Raw genomic sequence first — 17042 nt, forward strand, 5'->3', positions numbered from 1 at the left:
GCCTGGCCTTCCTCGGGGTCCGCGCCCCGGGCGGTGTCGGATTGGGTCTCGCCCCCGGAGGAATCCGAGGACGAGGGAGGGGAGTTCCTGGCTCACCCGGCCTGGTGAGGCCGAATTCACAGTGGCGGGACCGCGCCGGATTCGCACCGGCTTCCTCTCTTGTCGCCGTGATGGCGGTTCGCGGATCAGGTGATCCACTGTGGAGCATAGTAAGGGTCACCGTAGGAGCGCGGGGCGTACATCCCTCATGATCGTGGGTATGCTCACCGCCATGCCCACGGCAGACCTTCCTCCCTCCCCATCGCCCCAGGCCACCCCGGCCGCGGGGGACCGCGGTGATGCCTGCCCCGGAGCGCTGCGCCTGCACACGGCGGACGACGGCGCCCTTGCCCGTATCCGGCTTCCCGGTGGAATCCTGACCATCGGACAGGCGGAGGCGCTCGGCCGGGCCGCCCTCCGGCTGGGCGACGGCGACCTGCACCTGACGTCGCGCGGCAATGTACAGTTGCGCGGCCTGGCGGCCGGGTGCGGCGGGGAGTTGGCGGCGGCGTTGGACGCGGTCGGCCTGCTGCCCTCGCGCGAGCACGAGCGGGTGCGCAACATCGTCGCCTCACCTCTGTCCGGCCTCGACGGTGGGGGCGCACAGGATGTGCGTCCTTGGCTGACGGCTCTGGACGCCGCGTTGTGCGCGAGCGAAGCCGCGAGGGGGCTGTCGGGCCGGTTCCTGTTCGCGTTGGACGACGGGCGCGGCGATGTGGCCGGCCTCGGTGCCGACGTCACGGTGCGTGCGACCGGCGACGGCCGAGCATGGCTGGGCCCCGGGTCGGTCCGGGTGTCCGCCGTCGACGCGCCGCGCGCGGCTCTGGTGGCCGCCGAGACCTTCCTGGAGGCCGCGCGGTCCCACGGGGCGCGAACCTGGCGGGTGTCCGAACTCCCTTTGCCGCAGGGCGAGCTGGACCATCTGGTGCGTGACCGGCTGACGGCCGAGGGCATCGCGCAAGAGGTCCGTCCCGAGCCGGTCGGTTCGGCCGACGGACCGCCCCCGGGGATTGTCGGTGAAGCCCTGTCCGCGCACGTTCCCCTGGGGCGGCTCTCGGCCCTCCAGTGGGAGGCGTTGACGGTCGCCGCGGACACCGAGCTGCGGCTGACCCCTTGGCGTGGCGTGGTCGTCCCCACCGTGGGCGCCACCGCCGCGCGGCGCGTCGAGTCGCTCGAACGCCTCCGTGGCGCCGGACTGGTCACCGACCCCGTGTCCTCCTGGCTCCGCGTGGGCGCCTGCATCGGCCGCCCCGGATGCGCCAAGGCACACGGCGACGTACGGGCGGACGCGGCGCGGGCGTTGGAGTCGACGGGCCGCCCCGCTCTCCCCCTGTACTGGTCCGGTTGCGAACGGCGCTGCGGCCACCCCCGTGGTGACCATGTCGATGTGCTCGCGACCCCGGACGGCGGGTACCGTCTGTCGGCCGCCACGACGGCCGGAACCACACGCACCGTGTCCGCGGCAGGTCCCTTCCAGATGGGCGCCGCCCTCGCGGCGATCACCTCATGATCCCCAAGACGACCGAGAGCAGTGAGAAGAGCACCGTGACCACCCACGTCTACGAGAAGGACGGGGCGGCGATCTACCGCCAGTCCTTCGCCACCATCCGCGCCGAAGCGGACCTCACCGGTCTGCCCGCCGACGTCAGCCAGGTCGCGGTGCGCATGATCCACGCCTGCGGGATGGTCGACCTCGTCAAGGACCTGGCACACACACCCGCCGTGGTCGCCCGGGCCCGCGAGGCCCTGCGGGCCGGCGCACCGATCTTCTGCGACGTACAGATGGTGGCCAGCGGCGTGACCCGCAAGCGGCTGCCCGCCGCCAACGACGTGCTCTGCACGTTGTCCGACCCGGCCGTCCCGGAACTGGCCGCCACGATGGGCACCACGCGCAGCGCCGCCGCGCTGGAGCTGTGGCGCGACCGGCTGGAGGGTGCGGTCGTCGCCGTCGGCAACGCTCCCACCGCGCTCTTCCGCCTGCTGGAGATGATCGAGGAGGGCGCTCCGCGACCCGCCGCCGTCATCGGCGTCCCCGTCGGTTTCGTCGGCGCGGCCGAGTCCAAGGACGCCCTGGCCACGCATCCGTCCGGCCTGGAGCACCTGGTGGTGCGTGGCCGCCGCGGTGGCAGTGCCATCGCCGCCGCCGCGCTCAACGCGATCGCGAGTGAGGAAGAGTGAGCGGCAAGCTGTACGGGGTCGGCCTCGGCCCCGGTGATCCTGCCCTGATGACCGTACGGGCCGTCGAGGTCATCGCCGAGGCCGACGTGGTCGCGTATCACAGCGCCCGGCACGGCCGGTCCATCGCGCGCTCGATCGCCGCGAAGCACATCCGCGCCGACCATGTCGAGGAGCCGCTGGTCTACCCGGTCACGACGGAGACCACCGACCACCCGGGCGGCTACAAGGGCGCGATGGAGGAGTTCTACGCCGAGGCGGCCGCCCGGCTGGCGGCCCATCTCGACGCCGGCCGTACGGTGGCCGTGCTCGCCGAGGGGGATCCGCTCTTCTACGGCTCCTACATGCATATGCACAAGCGGCTCGTCGACCGCTACGACACCGAGGTCGTCCCCGGGGTCACCTCCGTGTCGGCCGCCGCGGCCCGCCTGGGCGCACCGCTCGCCGAGGGTGAGGAGGTGCTGACGATCCTGCCGGGCACCCTGCCGGAGGAGGAGCTGACCGCCCGGCTGGCCGCCACGGACGTGGCGGTGGTGATGAAGCTCGGGCGCACCTTCCCCAAGGTCCGGCGCGCGCTGGAGAGTTCGGGTCGGCTGGGTGCGGCCCGGTACGTGGAGCGGGCCACCATGAGCGGGGAGCGCGTCGCCGAACTGGCCGATGTGGACGCCGAGTCGGTGCCGTACTTCGCGGTGGCGGTGCTGCCGAGCCAGGTGGACGCCGAACGGCCCGTGCGCGAGCGCGGCGAGGTGGTCGTGGTCGGAACGGGTCCCGCCGGTCCGCTGTGGCTGACGCCCGAGACGCGGGGCGCGCTGGCCGCCGCGGACGATCTGGTCGGCTACACCACCTACCTCGACCGGGTCCCCCGGCGGCCGGGCCAGATCCGGCACGGCTCGGACAACCGGGTCGAGGCCGAGCGCGCCGAGTTCGCCCTGCAACTGGCGCAGCGGGGGCGCCGGGTGGCCGTGGTCTCGGGCGGTGACCCGGGCGTCTTCGCGATGGCCACGGCCGTCCTGGAGGTGGCCTCGCAGGTGGAGTACAAGGACGTGCCGGTGCGTGTGCTGCCCGGCGTGACCGCCGCTAACGCCGCCGCGGCGAGAGCGGGGGCTCCCCTCGGCCATGATTACGCGGCCATCTCCCTCTCCGACCGGCTCAAGCCGTGGGAGGTCATCGCGGAGCGGTTGCGGGCGGCGGCCTCGGCGGATCTGGTGCTGGCCCTGTACAACCCCGGTTCACGCAGCCGGACCTGGCAGGTGGGCAAGGCGCGCGAGCTGTTGCTGGAGCACCGGGCACCGGCTACGCCGGTGGTGGTCGCCCGGGACGTGGGCGGCCCCGGAGAGCGGGTGCGGATCGTACGGCTGGGCGAGCTGGACCCCGCCGAGGTCGACATGCGCACGATCCTGCTGGTCGGTTCCTCGCAGACACAGGTGGTACGGCGGGGTGCGGGCGAGGAGATCGTCTGGACGCCGCGCCGGTACCCGGAGGCCTGAGGGTGAGCGGTGCCGCGGGCTGCCCGCGGCACCGCCTCCTGTGCTACTCGTCGTGTTCCGCGGCCGTGGCCGGGCGGGCCAGACCCGCCGTCCACTTCTCCTCGATGCGGCCGAACTTCCACACCAGCAGGGCGACGGCCCAGGTGGCGAAGAACAGACCGACGATGACATAGCCGATGATGTTGAGGTCGAGGCCGGAGACCCAGTCCCAGAACGCGCCGTGCAGGTCCGCCTTCTCGGCGACCAGGCCGAGGAGTTCGACGGAGCCGATGATCAGGGCGACGGCGACGGACAGGCCGGTGATGGTGAGGTTGTAGTACACCTTGCGGACCGGCTTGGAGAACGCCCAGCCGTAGGCGAAGTTCATGAACGAGCCGTCGATGGTGTCCAGCAGCGACATCCCGGCCGCGAACAGCACCGGCAGGGTGAGGATCGCGTACCAGGGCAGTCCGGAGGCGGCGCCGGAACCGGCGAGGACCAGCAGGGCGATCTCGGTCGCGGTGTCGAAGCCGAGGCCGAAGAGGACGCCCAGGGGGTACATCTGCCAGGGCTTGGTGATCGACTTCATCAGGCGGCCCAGCAGGCGGTTCATGAAGCCGCGGTTGTTGAGCTGCTCCTCCAGGGCGGCCTCGTCGAAGTGGCCGGAGCGCATCTGCCGGAAGACCTTCCAGATGCCCACCATGATCAGCAGATTGATGGTCGCGATGACGTAGAGGAAGGTCCCGGAGACGGTGGTGCCGATCCAGCCGGTGACGTTGTGCAGGGACGAGTTGTCGTTCTCGACGGGGCCGGCCAGCGCCTTCATGCCCAGGGAGAGCAGGAAGGCGAGGGCGAAGACGATGGTGGAGTGGCCGAGGGAGAACCAGAAGCCGACCGACAGCGGGCGCCGGCCTTCGTTCATCAGTTTGCGGGTGGTGTTGTCGATGGCGGCGATGTGGTCGGCGTCGAAGGCGTGACGCATGCCGAGGGTGTACGCGGTGACTCCGATGCCTATGCCGAAGGTCTTGGTGCCGAGGCTGTAGTGCTGGGGAGCGACGATGGCGACCAGCGTGAACCAGCCGATGATGTGCAGGGCCAGGATGAAAGCGGCCATGCCGCCGACGCCGGCCCATTCCTTGCGGGTCATCGAGGTGCGGATGCGGTGCCACGAGATGCCGCGGCCGGCGGCCGGAGGGGTCGGCCGTGCGGAGGCGGAATCTGGAGCGGTGGTCATGGGGCGTGACCCTTACTTCTCGGCGAGCGGCTGTTTTCAGCCGCGTCTACCAGGTTTCTGCGAATGGGTTGCAGCTACAAGGCGACCGCAGCAAAGCCCGCATCAGGTTTCAGTCAACGACCGGAAAAGCTCCCTGGTCAAGGCGTCCGCGAACCCACTGGGCCGCTTTCTCCGGATCCGGCATCACAGGCACCCCCGCGGGGACCGGTGGTCTGCGGACCACGACGACGGGAAGCCCCGCCTCCCGGGCCGCGGTCAGTTTCGGCGCGGTGGCCGCCCCGCCGCTGTCCTTGGTGACGACGACGTCGATCCGGTGGCGGCGCAGCAGCTCGCGCTCATGGTCGAGGGTGAAGGGGCCGCGGTCGAGCAGTACCTCCATACGGGCCGGATGCGGTGGCTCGGGTGCGTCGACGGACCGTACGAGGAACCACAGGTCGTTCGAGCCCGCGAAGACCGCCAGGCCCATGCGGCCGGTGGTCAGGAAGACGCGCCGGCCGAGCGCGGGCAGCGCCCGGGCGGCTTCCTCCAGCGAGCCCACTTCGTGCCACCGGTCGCCCTCGACGGGGACCCAGCCGGGCCGGCGCAGCGCGAGCAGGGGAACATGGGTGGCGGCAGCGGCCCGTGCCGCGTTGAAGCTGATCGTCCCCGCGAAGGGGTGGGTGGCGTCGACGACCGCGTCGACGCCGTGCTCGCGCAGCCACGCCGCCAGTCCTTCCGCCCCGCCGAAGCCGCCGACACGGGTCTCGCCGGGAGGCAGCCGGGGGCTGGCGACGCGGCCGGCGAGGGAGCTGGTCAGTCTCAGGCCGGGGGTGCCGTGGAGGAGTTCGGCGAGGCGGCGGGCCTCCGTGGTGCCGCCGAGGATCAGTACGTGCATGAGAGTGTGGTTTCCGTTCATGGGGAGCAGTGAGGGCAGGGGCGTGGGGCAGGCGAGCGGTACGGGCGGGTCCCGGGGCACGGGTGAGGTGAAGGGCGGTCGCCGCGCCCAGCTGGAGCACACGGGGCTGCGCCACGGCTGGACCACGGGGGCCTGCGCGACGGCGGCCACGACGGCGGCGTACACCGCCCTGCTGACCGGTGAGTTTCCCGACCCGGTGACGATCACACTGCCCAAGGGGCAGACCCCGTCGTTCGCGCTGGCCGCCGAGGAGCTGACGTCCGGCTCCGCCATGGCGGGGATCGTGAAGGACGCGGGCGACGACCCGGACGTCACGCACGGCGCGCTGATCCGGGCCACGGTACGGCGGCTGCCCGCGGGCAGCGGAGTCGTCTTCAGGGCGGGCCCCGGTGTGGGCACCGTCACCCGGCCCGGCCTTCCGCTGCCCGTCGGCGAGGCGGCCGTCAACCCCGTCCCCCGGCGGATGATGAGTGAGCACGTCGCCGAGGTGGCCGCCCGGCACGGCGGCAGCGGCGACGTGGAGATCACCGTCTCCGTCGACCACGGCGAGGAGATCGCCCGCTCCACCTGGAACCCCCGGCTCGGCATCCTGGGCGGCCTGTCCATCCTCGGCACCACAGGCATCGTCGTGCCGTACTCCTGCTCGGCCTGGATCGACTCCATCCGGCGGGGCGTGGACGTGGCCCGCGCGGCCGGGCGGACCCATGTCGCCGGCTGCACCGGGTCGACGTCCGAGAAGACGGTCGTCGCCGAGCACGGCCTGCCCGAGGACGCCCTGCTCGACATGGGCGACTTCGCGGGCGCCGTACTGAAGTACATCCGCCGCCACCCGGTGGACCGCCTCACGATCTGCGGTGGCTTCGCCAAGCTCTCCAAGCTCGCGGCGGGCCATCTGGACCTGCACTCCGGCCGCTCCCAGGTCGACAAGGGTTTCCTGGCCGAACTGGCCCGCGGTGGCGGCGCGGACGAGTCACTCACTGCCCGAGTGGCGGCCGCCAACACCGGTCTCGCCGCACTGCAACTGTGCCAGGCGGCCGGAGTACCGCTCGGCGACCTGGTGGCGCGGGCCGCCCGGGACGAGGCCCTGGCCGTGCTGCGCGGGGCACCGGTCGCCGTGGACGTCATCTGCATCGACCGGGCCGGCACGGTGGTGGGGCGCAGTACGGTCCGCTGAGCCGCCGCGTCACCGGCCGGCCGGCACGGTCCGCAGATAGGCGCCGAGCCGTGCGATCGCCGACGGGTTACGAGGGCTTTCCACCAGGTCGGCGTAGTCCAGGGAGATGATCCGACGGTGTGCGACGGCGGCGACATTCCGCAGCGGGGGGTAGGACAGCAGGAACTTCTTCTTCTGCTCGGCGCTGACGTCGCCGTAGTCGCAGATGACGATGACGTCCGGGTTCCGCTGTACGACGCTCTCCCAGCCGACCGTGGTCCAGGAGTCCGCCAGGTCGTGCATGACATTGACGCCGCCGGCCTCGGTGATGATCTGCTCCGGGGCGGCGTAGCGGCCCGAGGTGAAGGGCGTGCTCTGACCGCTGTCGTAGAGGAAGACCGAGGGACGGCCGGAGCCCTGGGGCGCCTTGGCCCGCACGTCCGCGATCTGCTTCTTGAAACCGGCGATCAGCGCCGCCGCGCGCTTCTGGACCCCGAAGAGCCTGCCGAGGTTGGTGAGGTCGGCGTACAGGGCGTCCAGGGGCGGCATGATGCCCCGGGCGGACTTCCCCCGGCCGTTGTGGCAGGACTCGGTGAGGATGTACGAGGGAATGCCGAGCTTCTTCAGGCCGTCGGGGGTGAAGCCGCCGTCCTCCCGGAAGCCGTAGTTCCAGCCGGCGAAGACGAGGTCGGCGCGGGCGTCGAGCACGTTCTCCTTGGTGAGCTGGTCCTTGGACAGCCACTTGACCTTGTCGTAGCCGTCCTTCCAGGGCACATCGCGCAGATCGCCCTTGTCGTCGGGCATGGCGAAACCGGCCATGCGGTCCTCCAGGCCCAGGGCGAACATCAGCTCCGTGATGCCGACGTCGTTGGTGACGACCCTCTCGGGAACCTTGTCGTAGGTCACCTGACGACCGCAGTTGGTGAGGGTGACCGAGGACGAGGGTTTTGCGTCCTTGGCCCGTTCCACCGTCGCGCCGCATCCCGTGGCGGTCGCGGCGAGACAGAGGGCGGTGGCGAGAAGCTGCTTGCGCATGGTCGTCCTTCAGATGGTGGGCGGGAGCAGGTCGAACAGGAGCTGCACGGCATCCGTCTCGGGGTGCCGGACGGCGTGGGCCCGGACGCCGAACACCTTCGCCAGCAGCGGGGGTTCGAGGACGTCACGGGGCGGTCCGCAGGCAACGATCCGGCCGCCGTCGAGGACGTAGAGGACATCGCAGTGAGCCGCCGCCAGGTTGAGGTCGTGGAGGGCGGCCAGCACAGTCAGGCCGCTGGCTCGGACCAGGGACAGGATGTCCAACTGGTGGGCGATGTCGAGGTGGTTGGTGGGTTCGTCGAGGACCAGAATCCTCGGTTGCTGGGCCAGGGCCCGGGCGATGAGGACCCGCTGCTTCTCACCGCCGGACAGGCTGAGGAACCCGCGGTCGGCGAGGTGGGCGACGCCGGTGCGCTCCATCGCCCCGGCGCAGATCTCCCGGTCCGAGGCGGCCGTACGGCCCTGGTGCGGCAGCCGTCCCATGGCGACGACCTCGGCGACGGTGAAGTCGAACTCGGCGGAGGACTCCTGCGGCAGCGCGGCCAGGGCCCGGGCGGCGGCCCGCGCGTCCATGGCGTGCAGATCGCGGCCGTCCAGCCGCACCACTCCCCCGGCCGGGCGCAGCGCCCGGTACAGGGAGCGCAGCAAGGTCGACTTGCCGCTGCCGTTCGGGCCCACGAGTCCGACGAACGCCCCGCTGTCCACGGTGAGGGCGATGTGCTCGACCAGGCGGGTCCCGGCCGCCTCGATCGTCACGTCATCGATGTCGAGTCGCATGCTCAGCGGCCTCCGAACGCATAGCCGGCCCGCCGCATCAGGAGCAGGAACGCGGGCACACCGACCATCGCGGTGATCACTCCGACCGGTAGTTCGGCGGGCGCGAACAGCAGCCGGGACAGCAGGTCCGCCCACACCAGCAGTACGGCTCCCGCGAGCGGGGCGACCGCCAGCACACGGCGGTGGTCGGCGCCGACCAGCATCCGTACGACGTGCGGCACCATCAGTCCGACGAACCCGATGGCCCCGCTGACCGCCACCACCGTCCCCGTCACGGCGGCGGTGACGACGAACAGCTCCCGGCGCAGCCGAGCCGGTCCGACGCCGAGCGCGGCCGCGGTCTCGTCCCCCATGGCGAGCGCGTTGAGCGGTTCGGCCCGCCACCGCAGCCAGGCCCATCCCGCCGCGACGGTCACCGCGGCGAGCGGCAGTTGGGCCCAGGTGGCGCCGCCCAGGCTACCCAGCAGCCACATCATCGCCGACCGGGCCGCCTCGCCCCGGGCCGCGCCGAACACCATGACCGTGGTGACGGCCTCGAATCCGTACGCCAGCGCCGTGCCGGTGAGGATCAGGCGCAGCGGCGTCAGGCCCCGCGGTGAACGGGCCACGGCGTACACCAGCGCCATGGCGGCGAGTGCCGAGGCGAACGCCGACGCGGACAGCGCCCACACCCCGAGACCGGCGAACGCTCCGAGGAGGATCACGGCGTTGGCGCCCACCGCCGCGCCGGAGGAGATGCCGAGCACGAAGGGGTCGGCCAGCGCGTTGCGGACCATCGCCTGCACAGCCACTCCGACGGCCGCGAGCCCGGCTCCGACCACGGCGCCGAGCAGCACCCGGGGCAGCCGGAGCTCCCAGACGATGGTGTACGCGGCTTCGTCACGCGCGTGCACGGTGCTGCCGGTGAGTCCGGCCCACAGGAAGCGCAGCGCCTCGGTCCAGCCGACCCCGGCGGCGCCGAGCCCGACACCGCCGACGAGGGACAGCAGGAGCAGCAGCGCCAGGGCCATGCTGAGCGGCGGCACGGGTATGCGGCTGGGGGCCGTACTTCGGCTCACGGGAGAGTCGTCCTTCACACGGGCCGCCTGCTGGACGTCGAGCAGGAGCGGCCCGGGCGGCCGATCAGGCGGCCCGGCCCCCTTCTCGCAGTCCGCGGCGAGCAGTCAACGGGTCGATCCGCCCCCGCAGGCGATCGGGCTCGCACGACGGCCGTCGGACCGGCCGTCGTGCACACCGTTGCGGGTCAGCGCCGGACTCTCACCGGACTTCCCCCGCGGGAGGCGAGGGGAGCCTAACAAACGGCTCCCGCGGCTCTGTTCAGCACAGATGCCGCTCGCGTTCGGGCGAGTACAGGTGGCTGTCGCGGAACTGCTCCGCCCCCAGCGTCCGCCCTACCATGATCACCGCGGTGCGCAGGACGTCCGCGTCCTTCATCTTCTGGGCGATCTCGTCCAGGGTGCCCCGGATGATCAGCTCGTTCGGGCGGGAGGCGTAGGCGACGACCGCGGCGGGGCAGTCGGCGCCGTAGTGCGGGCGGAGTTCCTCCACCACACGGTCCACGTACTTGGCGGCCAGGTGCAGCACGATCAGCGCGCCGCTGCGGCCGAGCGTGGCCAGGTCCTCGCCCTCCGGCATGGCGGTGGCGCGGTTGGCGACGCGGGTGAGGATGACGGTCTGGCCGACGGTGGGCACGGTCAGTTCCCGCTTGAGGGAGGCGGCCGCGGCGGCGAAGGCGGGGACACCGGGGACGACCTCGTAGGGGACCCCGGCCGCGTCCAGCCGCCGCATCTGTTCGGCGACCGCGCTGAACACGGAAGGATCGCCGGAATGGAGGCGGGCCACGTCGTGCCCCTCCTCGTGGGCGCGGAGCAACTCGGCGGTGATCTCGTCCAGGTCGAGCCGGGCGGTGTCCACCAGGCGGGCGTCCGGCGGGCATTCGGCCAGCAGTTCGCGGGGGACGAGGCTGCCCGCGTACAGGCAGACCTGGCAGGCGGCGAGCGTCCGGGCGCCGCGCACCGTGATCAGGTCGGCGGCGCCGGGGCCGGCGCCGATGAAGTACACGGTCATCTGTCAGCTCCTGGTGAGGGGTTGTCGGTCTTCTGTACGGCCCACTGGGTGACCGGCATGGCCTGCCGCCAGCCGGTGAAGCCGCCCACGGGCACGGCGTGCGCCACCGCGAGCCGCACCAGCTCGCCTCCGTGACGGCGGTAGGCGTCGGCGAGCAGTGCCTCGGATTCCAGGGTGACGGTGTTCGCGACGAGTCTTCCGCCGCGGGGCAGGGCCGTCCAGCAGGTGTCGAGGAGGCCAGGGGCGGTGAGCCCGCCGCCGACGAACACGGCGTCGGGCCGTGGGAGTTCGGCCAGCGCCGCGGGGGCGGCACCGCCCACGACCCGGAGTCCGGGCACGCCGAGTCGCTCCGCGTTGCGGAGGATGCGCTCGGCTCGTACCGGGTCGCGTTCCACGGTGACGGCCCGGCACGACGGGTGGGTACGCATCCACTCGATGGCGATCGAGCCCGACCCGCCGCCGATGTCCCACAGGAGTTCTCCCGGAGCGGGGGCGAGCGCGCCGAGTGTGGCGGCACGGACGTGCTTCTTGGTGAGCTGCCCGTCGTGCTCGTACGCCTCGTCCGGCAGCCCCGGCCCCGCGCCCAGTCGCACGGCGTCCGGTGCCCGCCGGCATTCGACGGCCACGATGTTGAGCGGGTCACACGGCCGCTTCGTCCGCGCCCAGTCGTCGGCCGTCAGCTCGGCGGTCGTACGCTCCCGGTCCCCGCCGAGTTGTTCAAGCACCCGCATCCGGCTCGGTCCGTAGCCGCGGTCACCGAGCAGCGCGGCGACCTCGTCGGGAGTGGTGGCGCCGGCACTGAGGACAAGGAGGCGCCGGCCGTCGTGGAGGGCTGCGGCGAGGCGGGCGAGGGGACGGCCCACCAGTGTGACGACCTCGACGTCCTCCAGCGGCCAGCCCAGCCGGGCGGCGGCGTGGGACACGGATGAGGGGTGCGGCAGAACGCGCAGTGCGTCGGTCTCCTCGGCGAGCGCGCGCCCGATTCCGTAGAACATCGGATCGCCGCTGGCCAGAACGGCGATACGGCGGCCCGCATGAGCGGCGAGCAGCCGGGGGACGGCGGGGCGCAGTGGAGACGGCCACCCGACGCGCTCACCGGCGCACTCGGGGGGCAGCAGATCCAGCTGGCGCGGGCCCCCGACGAGGACCTCGGCCCGGCGCAGTTCCACGCGGGAGGGCTCGGCCAGGCCCCGCCAGCCATCGGCTCCGATCCCGACGACGGTGATGACGGAAGGCGGGCCTTGTCGGGCGGGGGTCACTGCTGGCTACCTCGGAGTTCAGGGGAGTGTCAGGGGCGCACTCTACTAAGTGATCAGCCATGCGGCCGAGCCCGGGTTCACATCCGGAGGGATCTTATTGCACACTGTTCGCAATAACTCATTCATCGCAGGAAGGGGAGAGCATGGGCTCTCCGATCGTGCTCGGGATCGAGTCGTCGTGTGACGAGACCGGTGCGGGGATCGTCCGGGACGGGCGGCTGCTCGGGCACGCCGTGGCGTCGAGCATGGACGAGCACGCCCGTTTCGGCGGAGTGGTGCCCGAGATCGCGTCCCGCGCCCATCTGCATGCGCTGCGCCCGGTGGTGCGTGAGGCACTGGAGCGGGCCGGGCTTCGGCTCTCCGACATCGGGGCGGTCGCCGTGACGACGGGTCCGGGCCTGTCCGGCGCGCTTCAAGTGGGCCTCGCGGGCGCGAAGGGCATCGCCTACGCACTGGGCGTCCCGCTCTACGGCGTACATCACCTGGCCGGTCATGTCGCCGCCGACACCCTTGAGCACGGCCCGCTGCCCGACCCGTGCATGGTGCTGATCGTCTCCGGCGGCCACACCTCGCTGCTCCTCGTGCGCGACCTGGCCCGCGACCCGATCGCCCACCTCGGCGACACCCTCGACGACGCCGCCGGGGAGTGCTTCGACAAGGTGGCGCGGGTTTTCGGGCTGCCGTATCCCGGTGGCCCGGCCATCGACCGTGCCGCGCGGGAGGGCGATCCCCGTGCCGTTCCCTTCCCTCGCCCGTTCCCGGGCTCGTACGACTTCTCCTTCTCGGGGCTGAAGACGGCGGCGGCGCGCTGGGCCGAGTCCCACACCGGGCGCGAGCTGCCCGTGCACGACGGGGCCGCGTCCCTCCAGGAGGCGGTCGCCGACGTCCTGACCCGCAAAGCCGTGGCCGCCTGCCGGGAGCATGGGGTCGGCACGCTGGTCGTCGTCGGCGGGGTCGCCGCGAACTCGCGGGTGCGGTCACTGGCCGAGGAGCGCTGCCGGGCGGCCGGTATCGCCCTGCGGGTACCGCCGCTGAGGCTGTGCACGGACAACGGCGCGATGATCGCCGCCGTCGGCGATCTCCTCGTACGAGCTGGGGCCGAGCCGGCTCCGCTGGACGTGTCGATCGACCCCTCGGCCCCGCTGGAGTACGCGGCCCTGCACCCGGTCGCGGCCGGAGCGGTGGCGGCGTGATGGACATCCGTCCCGCCGCACCCGACGAGCTCCGGTCCCACGGCGCGGACCTGCGCTCCGTCTACGCCGACGCGTTCTGCGCACCACCCTGGAACGAGGACGGGGGAAGGGCGGACGCGTTCGCCGCACGGCTCGGTTCGGACGTACGGCGGCCGGGGTTCACCGCGGCACTCGCCTTCCAGGGCGAGGAGGTCGTGGGCTTCGCCACCGCCTGGGTCACGCCCACCCCCTTCCCTGCCGACCGTTGCCATCCACAGGCGGCCTCGGGTCTCGGACCGGGCCGTACCGAGGCGTGGTTGTGCGGTGCCCGCGAGGTGGACGAGCTAGCGGTCCGTCCCACCGCCCGCGGCACCGGGATCGCGGCCGGCCTCCTGCGCGCCGTGACCGAGGACGCCCCCGGCGGCCGCGCCTGGCTGCTCACCTCCCTCCGGTCGGCCGAGGCCATGGCCTTCTACCGCCACCAGGGCTGGACCCAGGCCACCCATCCCTCCCCCGACGGGCACGGCATCGCGGTCTTCCTCGGCCCCCGCCATCCCGCCCGAACTCTGGCTGCCCAGCCCCTGTAGCCACCCGGAGACCCCTGTGCGTACCGCCGAGATCCGCCGCCGATTCCTCGACTTCTTCGCCGAGCGCGGTCACACCGTCGTACCCAGCGCCCCGCTGCCCACACCGGACCCGACGCTGCTCTTCGTCAACGCGGGCATGGTCCCCTTCAAGCCCTACCTGACGGGAGAGGCAGCGGCCCCGTGGCCGCGGGCGACGAGCGTGCAGAAGTGCGTGCGCACCCTGGACATCGAGGAGGTCGGCCGCACCACCCGGCACGGATCCTTCTTCCAGATGAACGGCAACTTCTCCTTCGGGGACTACTTCAAGGAGGAGGCCATCGCCTTCGCCTGGGAGTTGTCCGTCTCGGCGGTGGCGGAGGGGGGTTACGGCCTGGACCCGGACCGCATCTGGGTGACCGTGCACCATACCGACGCCGAGTCCCGCGCTCTTTGGCGGCGGATCGCCGGCCTGCCCGACGAGAGGATCGTTACGCGGGGCGACGAGGACAACTTCTGGTCCATGGGCGTACCGGGTCCGTGCGGTCCCTGCTCGGAGCTGTACTACGACCGCGGTCCGGCACTCGGCCCCGAGGGCGGCCCGGCCGTCGACGAGGACCGGTACATGGAATTCTGGAACCTCGTCTTCATGCAGTACGAGCGCGGCGAAGGCTCCGGCAAGTCGGGCTACCCCATCCTCGGCGAGCTCCCCCGCCGCAACATCGACACCGGCATGGGCCTGGAGCGCATGGCCACCCTGCTCCAGGGCGTCGACAACCTCTACGAGATCGACGAGACCCGCCCGGTACTCGACCGCGCCGCCGCGCTGGCCGGTGTCCGATACGGCGCGGACGCCGAGGCAGACGTACGCCTGCGGGTGATCGCGGACCACGTCCGCACCGCCCTGATGCTCCTTTCCGACGACACCTCCCCCGGCAACGAGGGCCGCGGCTACGTCCTGCGCCGCATACTCCGCCGAGCCGTACGCTCGATGCGCCAACTCGGCTACGAAAAGCCCGTCCTGCCCGAGCTGCTGTCCGTGGCCCGCGACTGCATGGCACCCAGCTACCCGGAGGTCGCCGACGCCTACGCCCGGATCGTGGACCGGGCGGCCGGCGAGGAGGACGCCTTCCGCACGACCCTGCGCCAGGGAACGGCCGTCCTGGACACGGCCGTGGCCGAGGTCAAGGCGGGCGGCGGGCGGCGGCTTCCCGGCGCACAAGCATTCCTGCTGCACGACACGTACGGCTTCCCCATCGACCTCACGCTGGAGATGGCGGCCGAACAGGGCGTGGAGGTCGACCGCGAGGGCTTCACCGCGCTGATGCGCCGGCAGCGCGAACGCGCCCGAGCCGACGCCCGAACCCGCAAAACGGGCGGCACGACGGACACCGCCGTCCTGCGTGGGGTCCTGGACGAACACGGTCCGACCGACTGGCGCGCGTGGGACACCCTGACCAGCCGGTCCCGTGTTCTCGCCCTGCTGACCGACTCCGGCCGCGCCCCGGTGGCGGGCGCGGGGGAGATCGTGACCGTGGTCCTGGACCGCACCCCGTTCTACGCCGAGTCCGGCGGCCAGGACAGCGACGCCGGCCACCTCTCCGGCGCGTCGGTGGAGGCCGAGGTCCTGGACGTACAGCGCCCGCTGCCCGGGCTGGTGGCGCACCAGGTGCGTGTCACGGCGGGTGAGCTCGCCGTCGGTGACGAGGTCACGGCGGCCGTGGATCCCGAGTGGCGGCTCGGCGCCCGCCAAGCGCATTCCGGCACCCACGTCCTGCACGCGGCCCTGCGTCAGGTGCTCGGCCCCACTGCACTTCAGTCCGGCTCGTACAACCGTCCTGGCCACCTTCGCCTGGACTTCCCCTGGCGGGGCACGCTGTCCTCGTCCGTCCGAAGCGAGATCGAGGAAGCCGCCAATCAGGCCCTGCGCCAGGATCTGCCGGTCGGCGTCCGCTGGATGACCTTGCCGGAGGCAAAGGATCTGGGCGCTCTCGCACTTTTCAACGAGACCTACGGAGAGAAGGTCCGTGTCGTCGAGATCGGCGGCGCGTGGTCACGGGAACTGTGCGGCGGCACGCATGTCGAACACGCCTCGCAGATCGGCGTCGTGGCGCTCACCTCGGAGTCCTCGGTCGGTGCGGGCATGCGCCGCCTGGAGGCCGCCGTCGGCGTCGAGGGCTTCGGCTACCTGGCCCGCGAGCGCGACCTGGTCGCGCGCATCGCCGAGCAGATACAGGCGCCGCGTGCCGAACTCCCCGACCGCATCGCCGGGCTGCTGGAGCGGCTGAAGTCGGCCGACCGGGAGAATCAGCGGCTGCGGCAGGCCGCCACGCGCATACGCGCCGCCGAACTGGCGGGCACGGCCCGGGACTCGGGCGGAGCCCTGGTGGTCACCGCGACCACGGACGACGGCATGGACGGCGCCAGGACCCTGGCCACCACCGTCCGCGACCTGCTTCCCGCGGAGCGCCCGGCAGTCGTGGTCATCGGCACGGCCTCCGGCGGCAGGGCGAACCTGGTGGCCGCGCTCAACACGTCCGCCGAAACGTCGGGGCTGCACGCCGCGCGGCTGGTCAAGCGGCTCATGAACGGCAAGGGCGGCGGATCGGCCCAACTGGCCCAGGGCGGCGGTATGTCCGCGGACCGTCTGCAAGGCGCCCTGGAGGCTGTGCCGACAACTCTCGCCGGGCACTGATGACTTGCGGCCGGACTCCGTTCGGGCGAAAGAGCGGTCGAACGTGACAACCCCGCCTCACGTAAGGGGAGTTATCATCACATGACTGTTACCGTTCAGGTCGACACGACCCGGCCCGTGGCCACCCTCATCAACGTCTTCACGGTCTCCCCCGACCGGCAGTACGAGCTGATCGAGCTGCTCGCCCGCGCCACGGAGGAGACCATGAAACGCCAACCCGGCTTCGTCTGCGCCAACTTCCACGCCTCCCTCGACGGCGAACGCGTGATCAACTACGCCCAGTGGGAGACCGAGGAGCACTACCGGGCGATGCTCGAGAACATCGAGGCCCGCGTCCACATGGACCAGGCGGCGAAGATCGCGACAGACGTGCAACCACGGCTCTTCTCGGTCGAGTCGGTCCATCCGCGCGACTGAACTCACGGGCCGGCCCCTTCCTGATCTGGAGCCAGGCCCGTGCCGTCAGTTCGGGCCACCCGGCAGGCCGGGGAAACAGCTCGTGACGTACCGGG

15 protein-coding genes and 2 riboswitches are annotated in these 17042 nt (G+C 72.1%); of the genes, 8 read left to right on the forward strand and 7 right to left on the reverse strand.

Going from position 1 to position 17042, the window contains the following annotated elements:
- Positions 1–60: 60 nt before the first annotated feature.
- Positions 61–214, reverse strand: a riboswitch (cobalamin riboswitch).
- 33 nt (positions 215–247) lie between these two features.
- Genes AB0N90_RS35325 through AB0N90_RS35335 form a run of 3 tightly spaced genes read left to right on the forward strand, consistent with a single transcriptional unit; the run spans position 248 to position 3701 of the window.
- The gene (locus tag AB0N90_RS35325) at positions 248–1549 is read left to right on the forward strand and encodes a cobalamin biosynthesis protein CobG (protein ID WP_365203348.1); all 1302 of its coding nucleotides are present in this window, start codon (positions 248–250) and stop codon (positions 1547–1549) included.
- On the forward strand, positions 1546–2217 hold the full coding sequence (locus AB0N90_RS35330; RefSeq protein WP_365203349.1) for a precorrin-8X methylmutase: 672 nt from the start codon (positions 1546–1548) through the stop codon (positions 2215–2217). The genes AB0N90_RS35325 and AB0N90_RS35330 overlap by 4 nt, the downstream gene beginning before the upstream one ends.
- Positions 2214–3701: a precorrin-2 C(20)-methyltransferase gene (locus AB0N90_RS35335; protein ID WP_365203351.1), complete on the forward strand. Its 1488-nt coding sequence runs from the start codon at positions 2214–2216 to the stop codon at positions 3699–3701. Before AB0N90_RS35330 ends, AB0N90_RS35335 begins: the two co-directional genes overlap by 4 nt.
- A gap of 43 nt (positions 3702–3744) precedes the next feature.
- On the opposite strand, the gene AB0N90_RS35340 is transcribed toward AB0N90_RS35335, so the two are convergent.
- Together AB0N90_RS35340 and AB0N90_RS35345 are read right to left on the reverse strand one after the other, a co-directional pair.
- Complete coding sequence (locus tag AB0N90_RS35340; RefSeq protein WP_365203353.1) at positions 3745–4914, reverse strand: HoxN/HupN/NixA family nickel/cobalt transporter; 1170 nt, start codon at positions 4912–4914, stop codon at positions 3745–3747.
- A 109-nt stretch (positions 4915–5023) separates the two neighbouring features.
- A complete protein-coding gene (locus tag AB0N90_RS35345) occupies positions 5024–5788 on the reverse strand; it encodes a cobalt-precorrin-6A reductase (protein ID WP_365203355.1) in 765 nt (254 codons plus the stop codon).
- A gap of 19 nt (positions 5789–5807) precedes the next feature.
- Between AB0N90_RS35345 and AB0N90_RS35350 the strand changes: the two genes are divergently transcribed.
- Entirely contained in the window at positions 5808–6983 is a 1176-nt protein-coding gene (locus AB0N90_RS35350; protein WP_365203356.1) for a cobalt-precorrin-5B (C(1))-methyltransferase, read from the forward strand.
- Positions 6984–6992: 9 nt separating this feature from the next.
- Here AB0N90_RS35350 and AB0N90_RS35355 read toward each other — a convergent pair whose 3' ends face one another.
- The 5 genes from AB0N90_RS35355 to cbiE form a co-directional block, all read right to left on the reverse strand.
- Positions 6993–7997, reverse strand: a complete 1005-nt coding sequence (locus AB0N90_RS35355) for an ABC transporter substrate-binding protein (protein WP_365203358.1) — start codon at positions 7995–7997, stop codon at positions 6993–6995.
- 9 nt (positions 7998–8006) lie between these two features.
- Positions 8007–8774 carry an ABC transporter ATP-binding protein gene (locus AB0N90_RS35360; RefSeq protein WP_365203360.1) on the reverse strand — a complete coding sequence of 256 codons (768 nt, stop codon included), beginning with the start codon at positions 8772–8774 and terminating at the stop codon, positions 8007–8009.
- Positions 8775–8776: 2 nt separating this feature from the next.
- Positions 8777–9784, reverse strand: a complete 1008-nt coding sequence (locus AB0N90_RS35365) for an iron ABC transporter permease (RefSeq protein WP_365203398.1) — start codon at positions 9782–9784, stop codon at positions 8777–8779.
- Between the two features lie 155 nt (positions 9785–9939).
- Positions 9940–10075: riboswitch (cobalamin riboswitch) on the reverse strand.
- Between the two features lie 16 nt (positions 10076–10091).
- Positions 10092–10841: a precorrin-4 C(11)-methyltransferase gene (gene cobM, locus AB0N90_RS35370; protein ID WP_365203362.1), complete on the reverse strand. Its 750-nt coding sequence runs from the start codon at positions 10839–10841 to the stop codon at positions 10092–10094.
- Positions 10838–12100, reverse strand: coding sequence for a precorrin-6y C5,15-methyltransferase (decarboxylating) subunit CbiE (cbiE, locus tag AB0N90_RS35375; RefSeq protein ID WP_365203363.1), 1263 nt, complete (start codon positions 12098–12100; stop codon positions 10838–10840). The genes cobM and cbiE overlap by 4 nt, the downstream gene beginning before the upstream one ends.
- A 143-nt stretch (positions 12101–12243) precedes the next feature.
- On the opposite strand from cbiE, the gene tsaD reads away from it, so the two are divergent.
- The 4 genes from tsaD (at position 12244) to AB0N90_RS35395 (ending at position 16947) form a co-directional block, all read left to right on the forward strand.
- Positions 12244–13293: a tRNA (adenosine(37)-N6)-threonylcarbamoyltransferase complex transferase subunit TsaD gene (gene tsaD, locus AB0N90_RS35380; protein ID WP_365203365.1), complete on the forward strand. Its 1050-nt coding sequence runs from the start codon at positions 12244–12246 to the stop codon at positions 13291–13293.
- Positions 13293–13859, forward strand: a complete 567-nt coding sequence (locus tag AB0N90_RS35385; protein WP_365203367.1) for a GNAT family N-acetyltransferase — start codon at positions 13293–13295, stop codon at positions 13857–13859. Before tsaD ends, AB0N90_RS35385 begins: the two co-directional genes overlap by 1 nt.
- Before the next feature lie 16 nt (positions 13860–13875).
- On the forward strand, positions 13876–16530 hold the full coding sequence (alaS, locus tag AB0N90_RS35390; protein WP_365203369.1) for an alanine--tRNA ligase: 2655 nt from the start codon (positions 13876–13878) through the stop codon (positions 16528–16530).
- Between the two features lie 81 nt (positions 16531–16611).
- Positions 16612–16947, forward strand: coding sequence for an antibiotic biosynthesis monooxygenase family protein (locus AB0N90_RS35395; RefSeq protein ID WP_086810863.1), 336 nt, complete (start codon positions 16612–16614; stop codon positions 16945–16947).
- The last annotated feature ends 95 nt before the right edge of the window (positions 16948–17042 follow it).

Source organism: Streptomyces sp. NPDC093018 (assembly GCF_040684035.1).
Lineage (GTDB): Bacteria > Actinomycetota > Actinomycetes > Streptomycetales > Streptomycetaceae > Streptomyces > Streptomyces murinus.

Bases quoted from the DNA above. Each gene is read 5' to 3' on its own strand.
- AB0N90_RS35325 (WP_365203348.1), top strand. From the start codon at position 248: ATGATCGTGGGTATGCTCACCGCCATGCCCACGGCAGACCTTCCTCCC.
- AB0N90_RS35330 (WP_365203349.1), top strand. From the start codon at position 1,546: ATGATCCCCAAGACGACCGAGAGCAGTGAGAAGAGCACCGTGACCACC.
- AB0N90_RS35340 (WP_365203353.1), bottom strand. From the start codon at position 4,914: ATGACCACCGCTCCAGATTCCGCCTCCGCACGGCCGACCCCTCCGGCC.
- AB0N90_RS35345 (WP_365203355.1), bottom strand. From the start codon at position 5,788: ATGCACGTACTGATCCTCGGCGGCACCACGGAGGCCCGCCGCCTCGCC.
- AB0N90_RS35350 (WP_365203356.1), top strand. From the start codon at position 5,808: ATGGGGAGCAGTGAGGGCAGGGGCGTGGGGCAGGCGAGCGGTACGGGC.
- AB0N90_RS35355 (WP_365203358.1), bottom strand. From the start codon at position 7,997: ATGCGCAAGCAGCTTCTCGCCACCGCCCTCTGTCTCGCCGCGACCGCC.
- AB0N90_RS35360 (WP_365203360.1), bottom strand. From the start codon at position 8,774: ATGCGACTCGACATCGATGACGTGACGATCGAGGCGGCCGGGACCCGC.
- AB0N90_RS35365 (WP_365203398.1), bottom strand. From the start codon at position 9,784: ATGGCCCTGGCGCTGCTGCTCCTGCTGTCCCTCGTCGGCGGTGTCGGG.
- cobM (WP_365203362.1), bottom strand. From the start codon at position 10,841: ATGACCGTGTACTTCATCGGCGCCGGCCCCGGCGCCGCCGACCTGATC.
- tsaD (WP_365203365.1), top strand. From the start codon at position 12,244: ATGGGCTCTCCGATCGTGCTCGGGATCGAGTCGTCGTGTGACGAGACC.
- AB0N90_RS35385 (WP_365203367.1), top strand. From the start codon at position 13,293: ATGGACATCCGTCCCGCCGCACCCGACGAGCTCCGGTCCCACGGCGCG.
- AB0N90_RS35395 (WP_086810863.1), top strand. From the start codon at position 16,612: ATGACTGTTACCGTTCAGGTCGACACGACCCGGCCCGTGGCCACCCTC.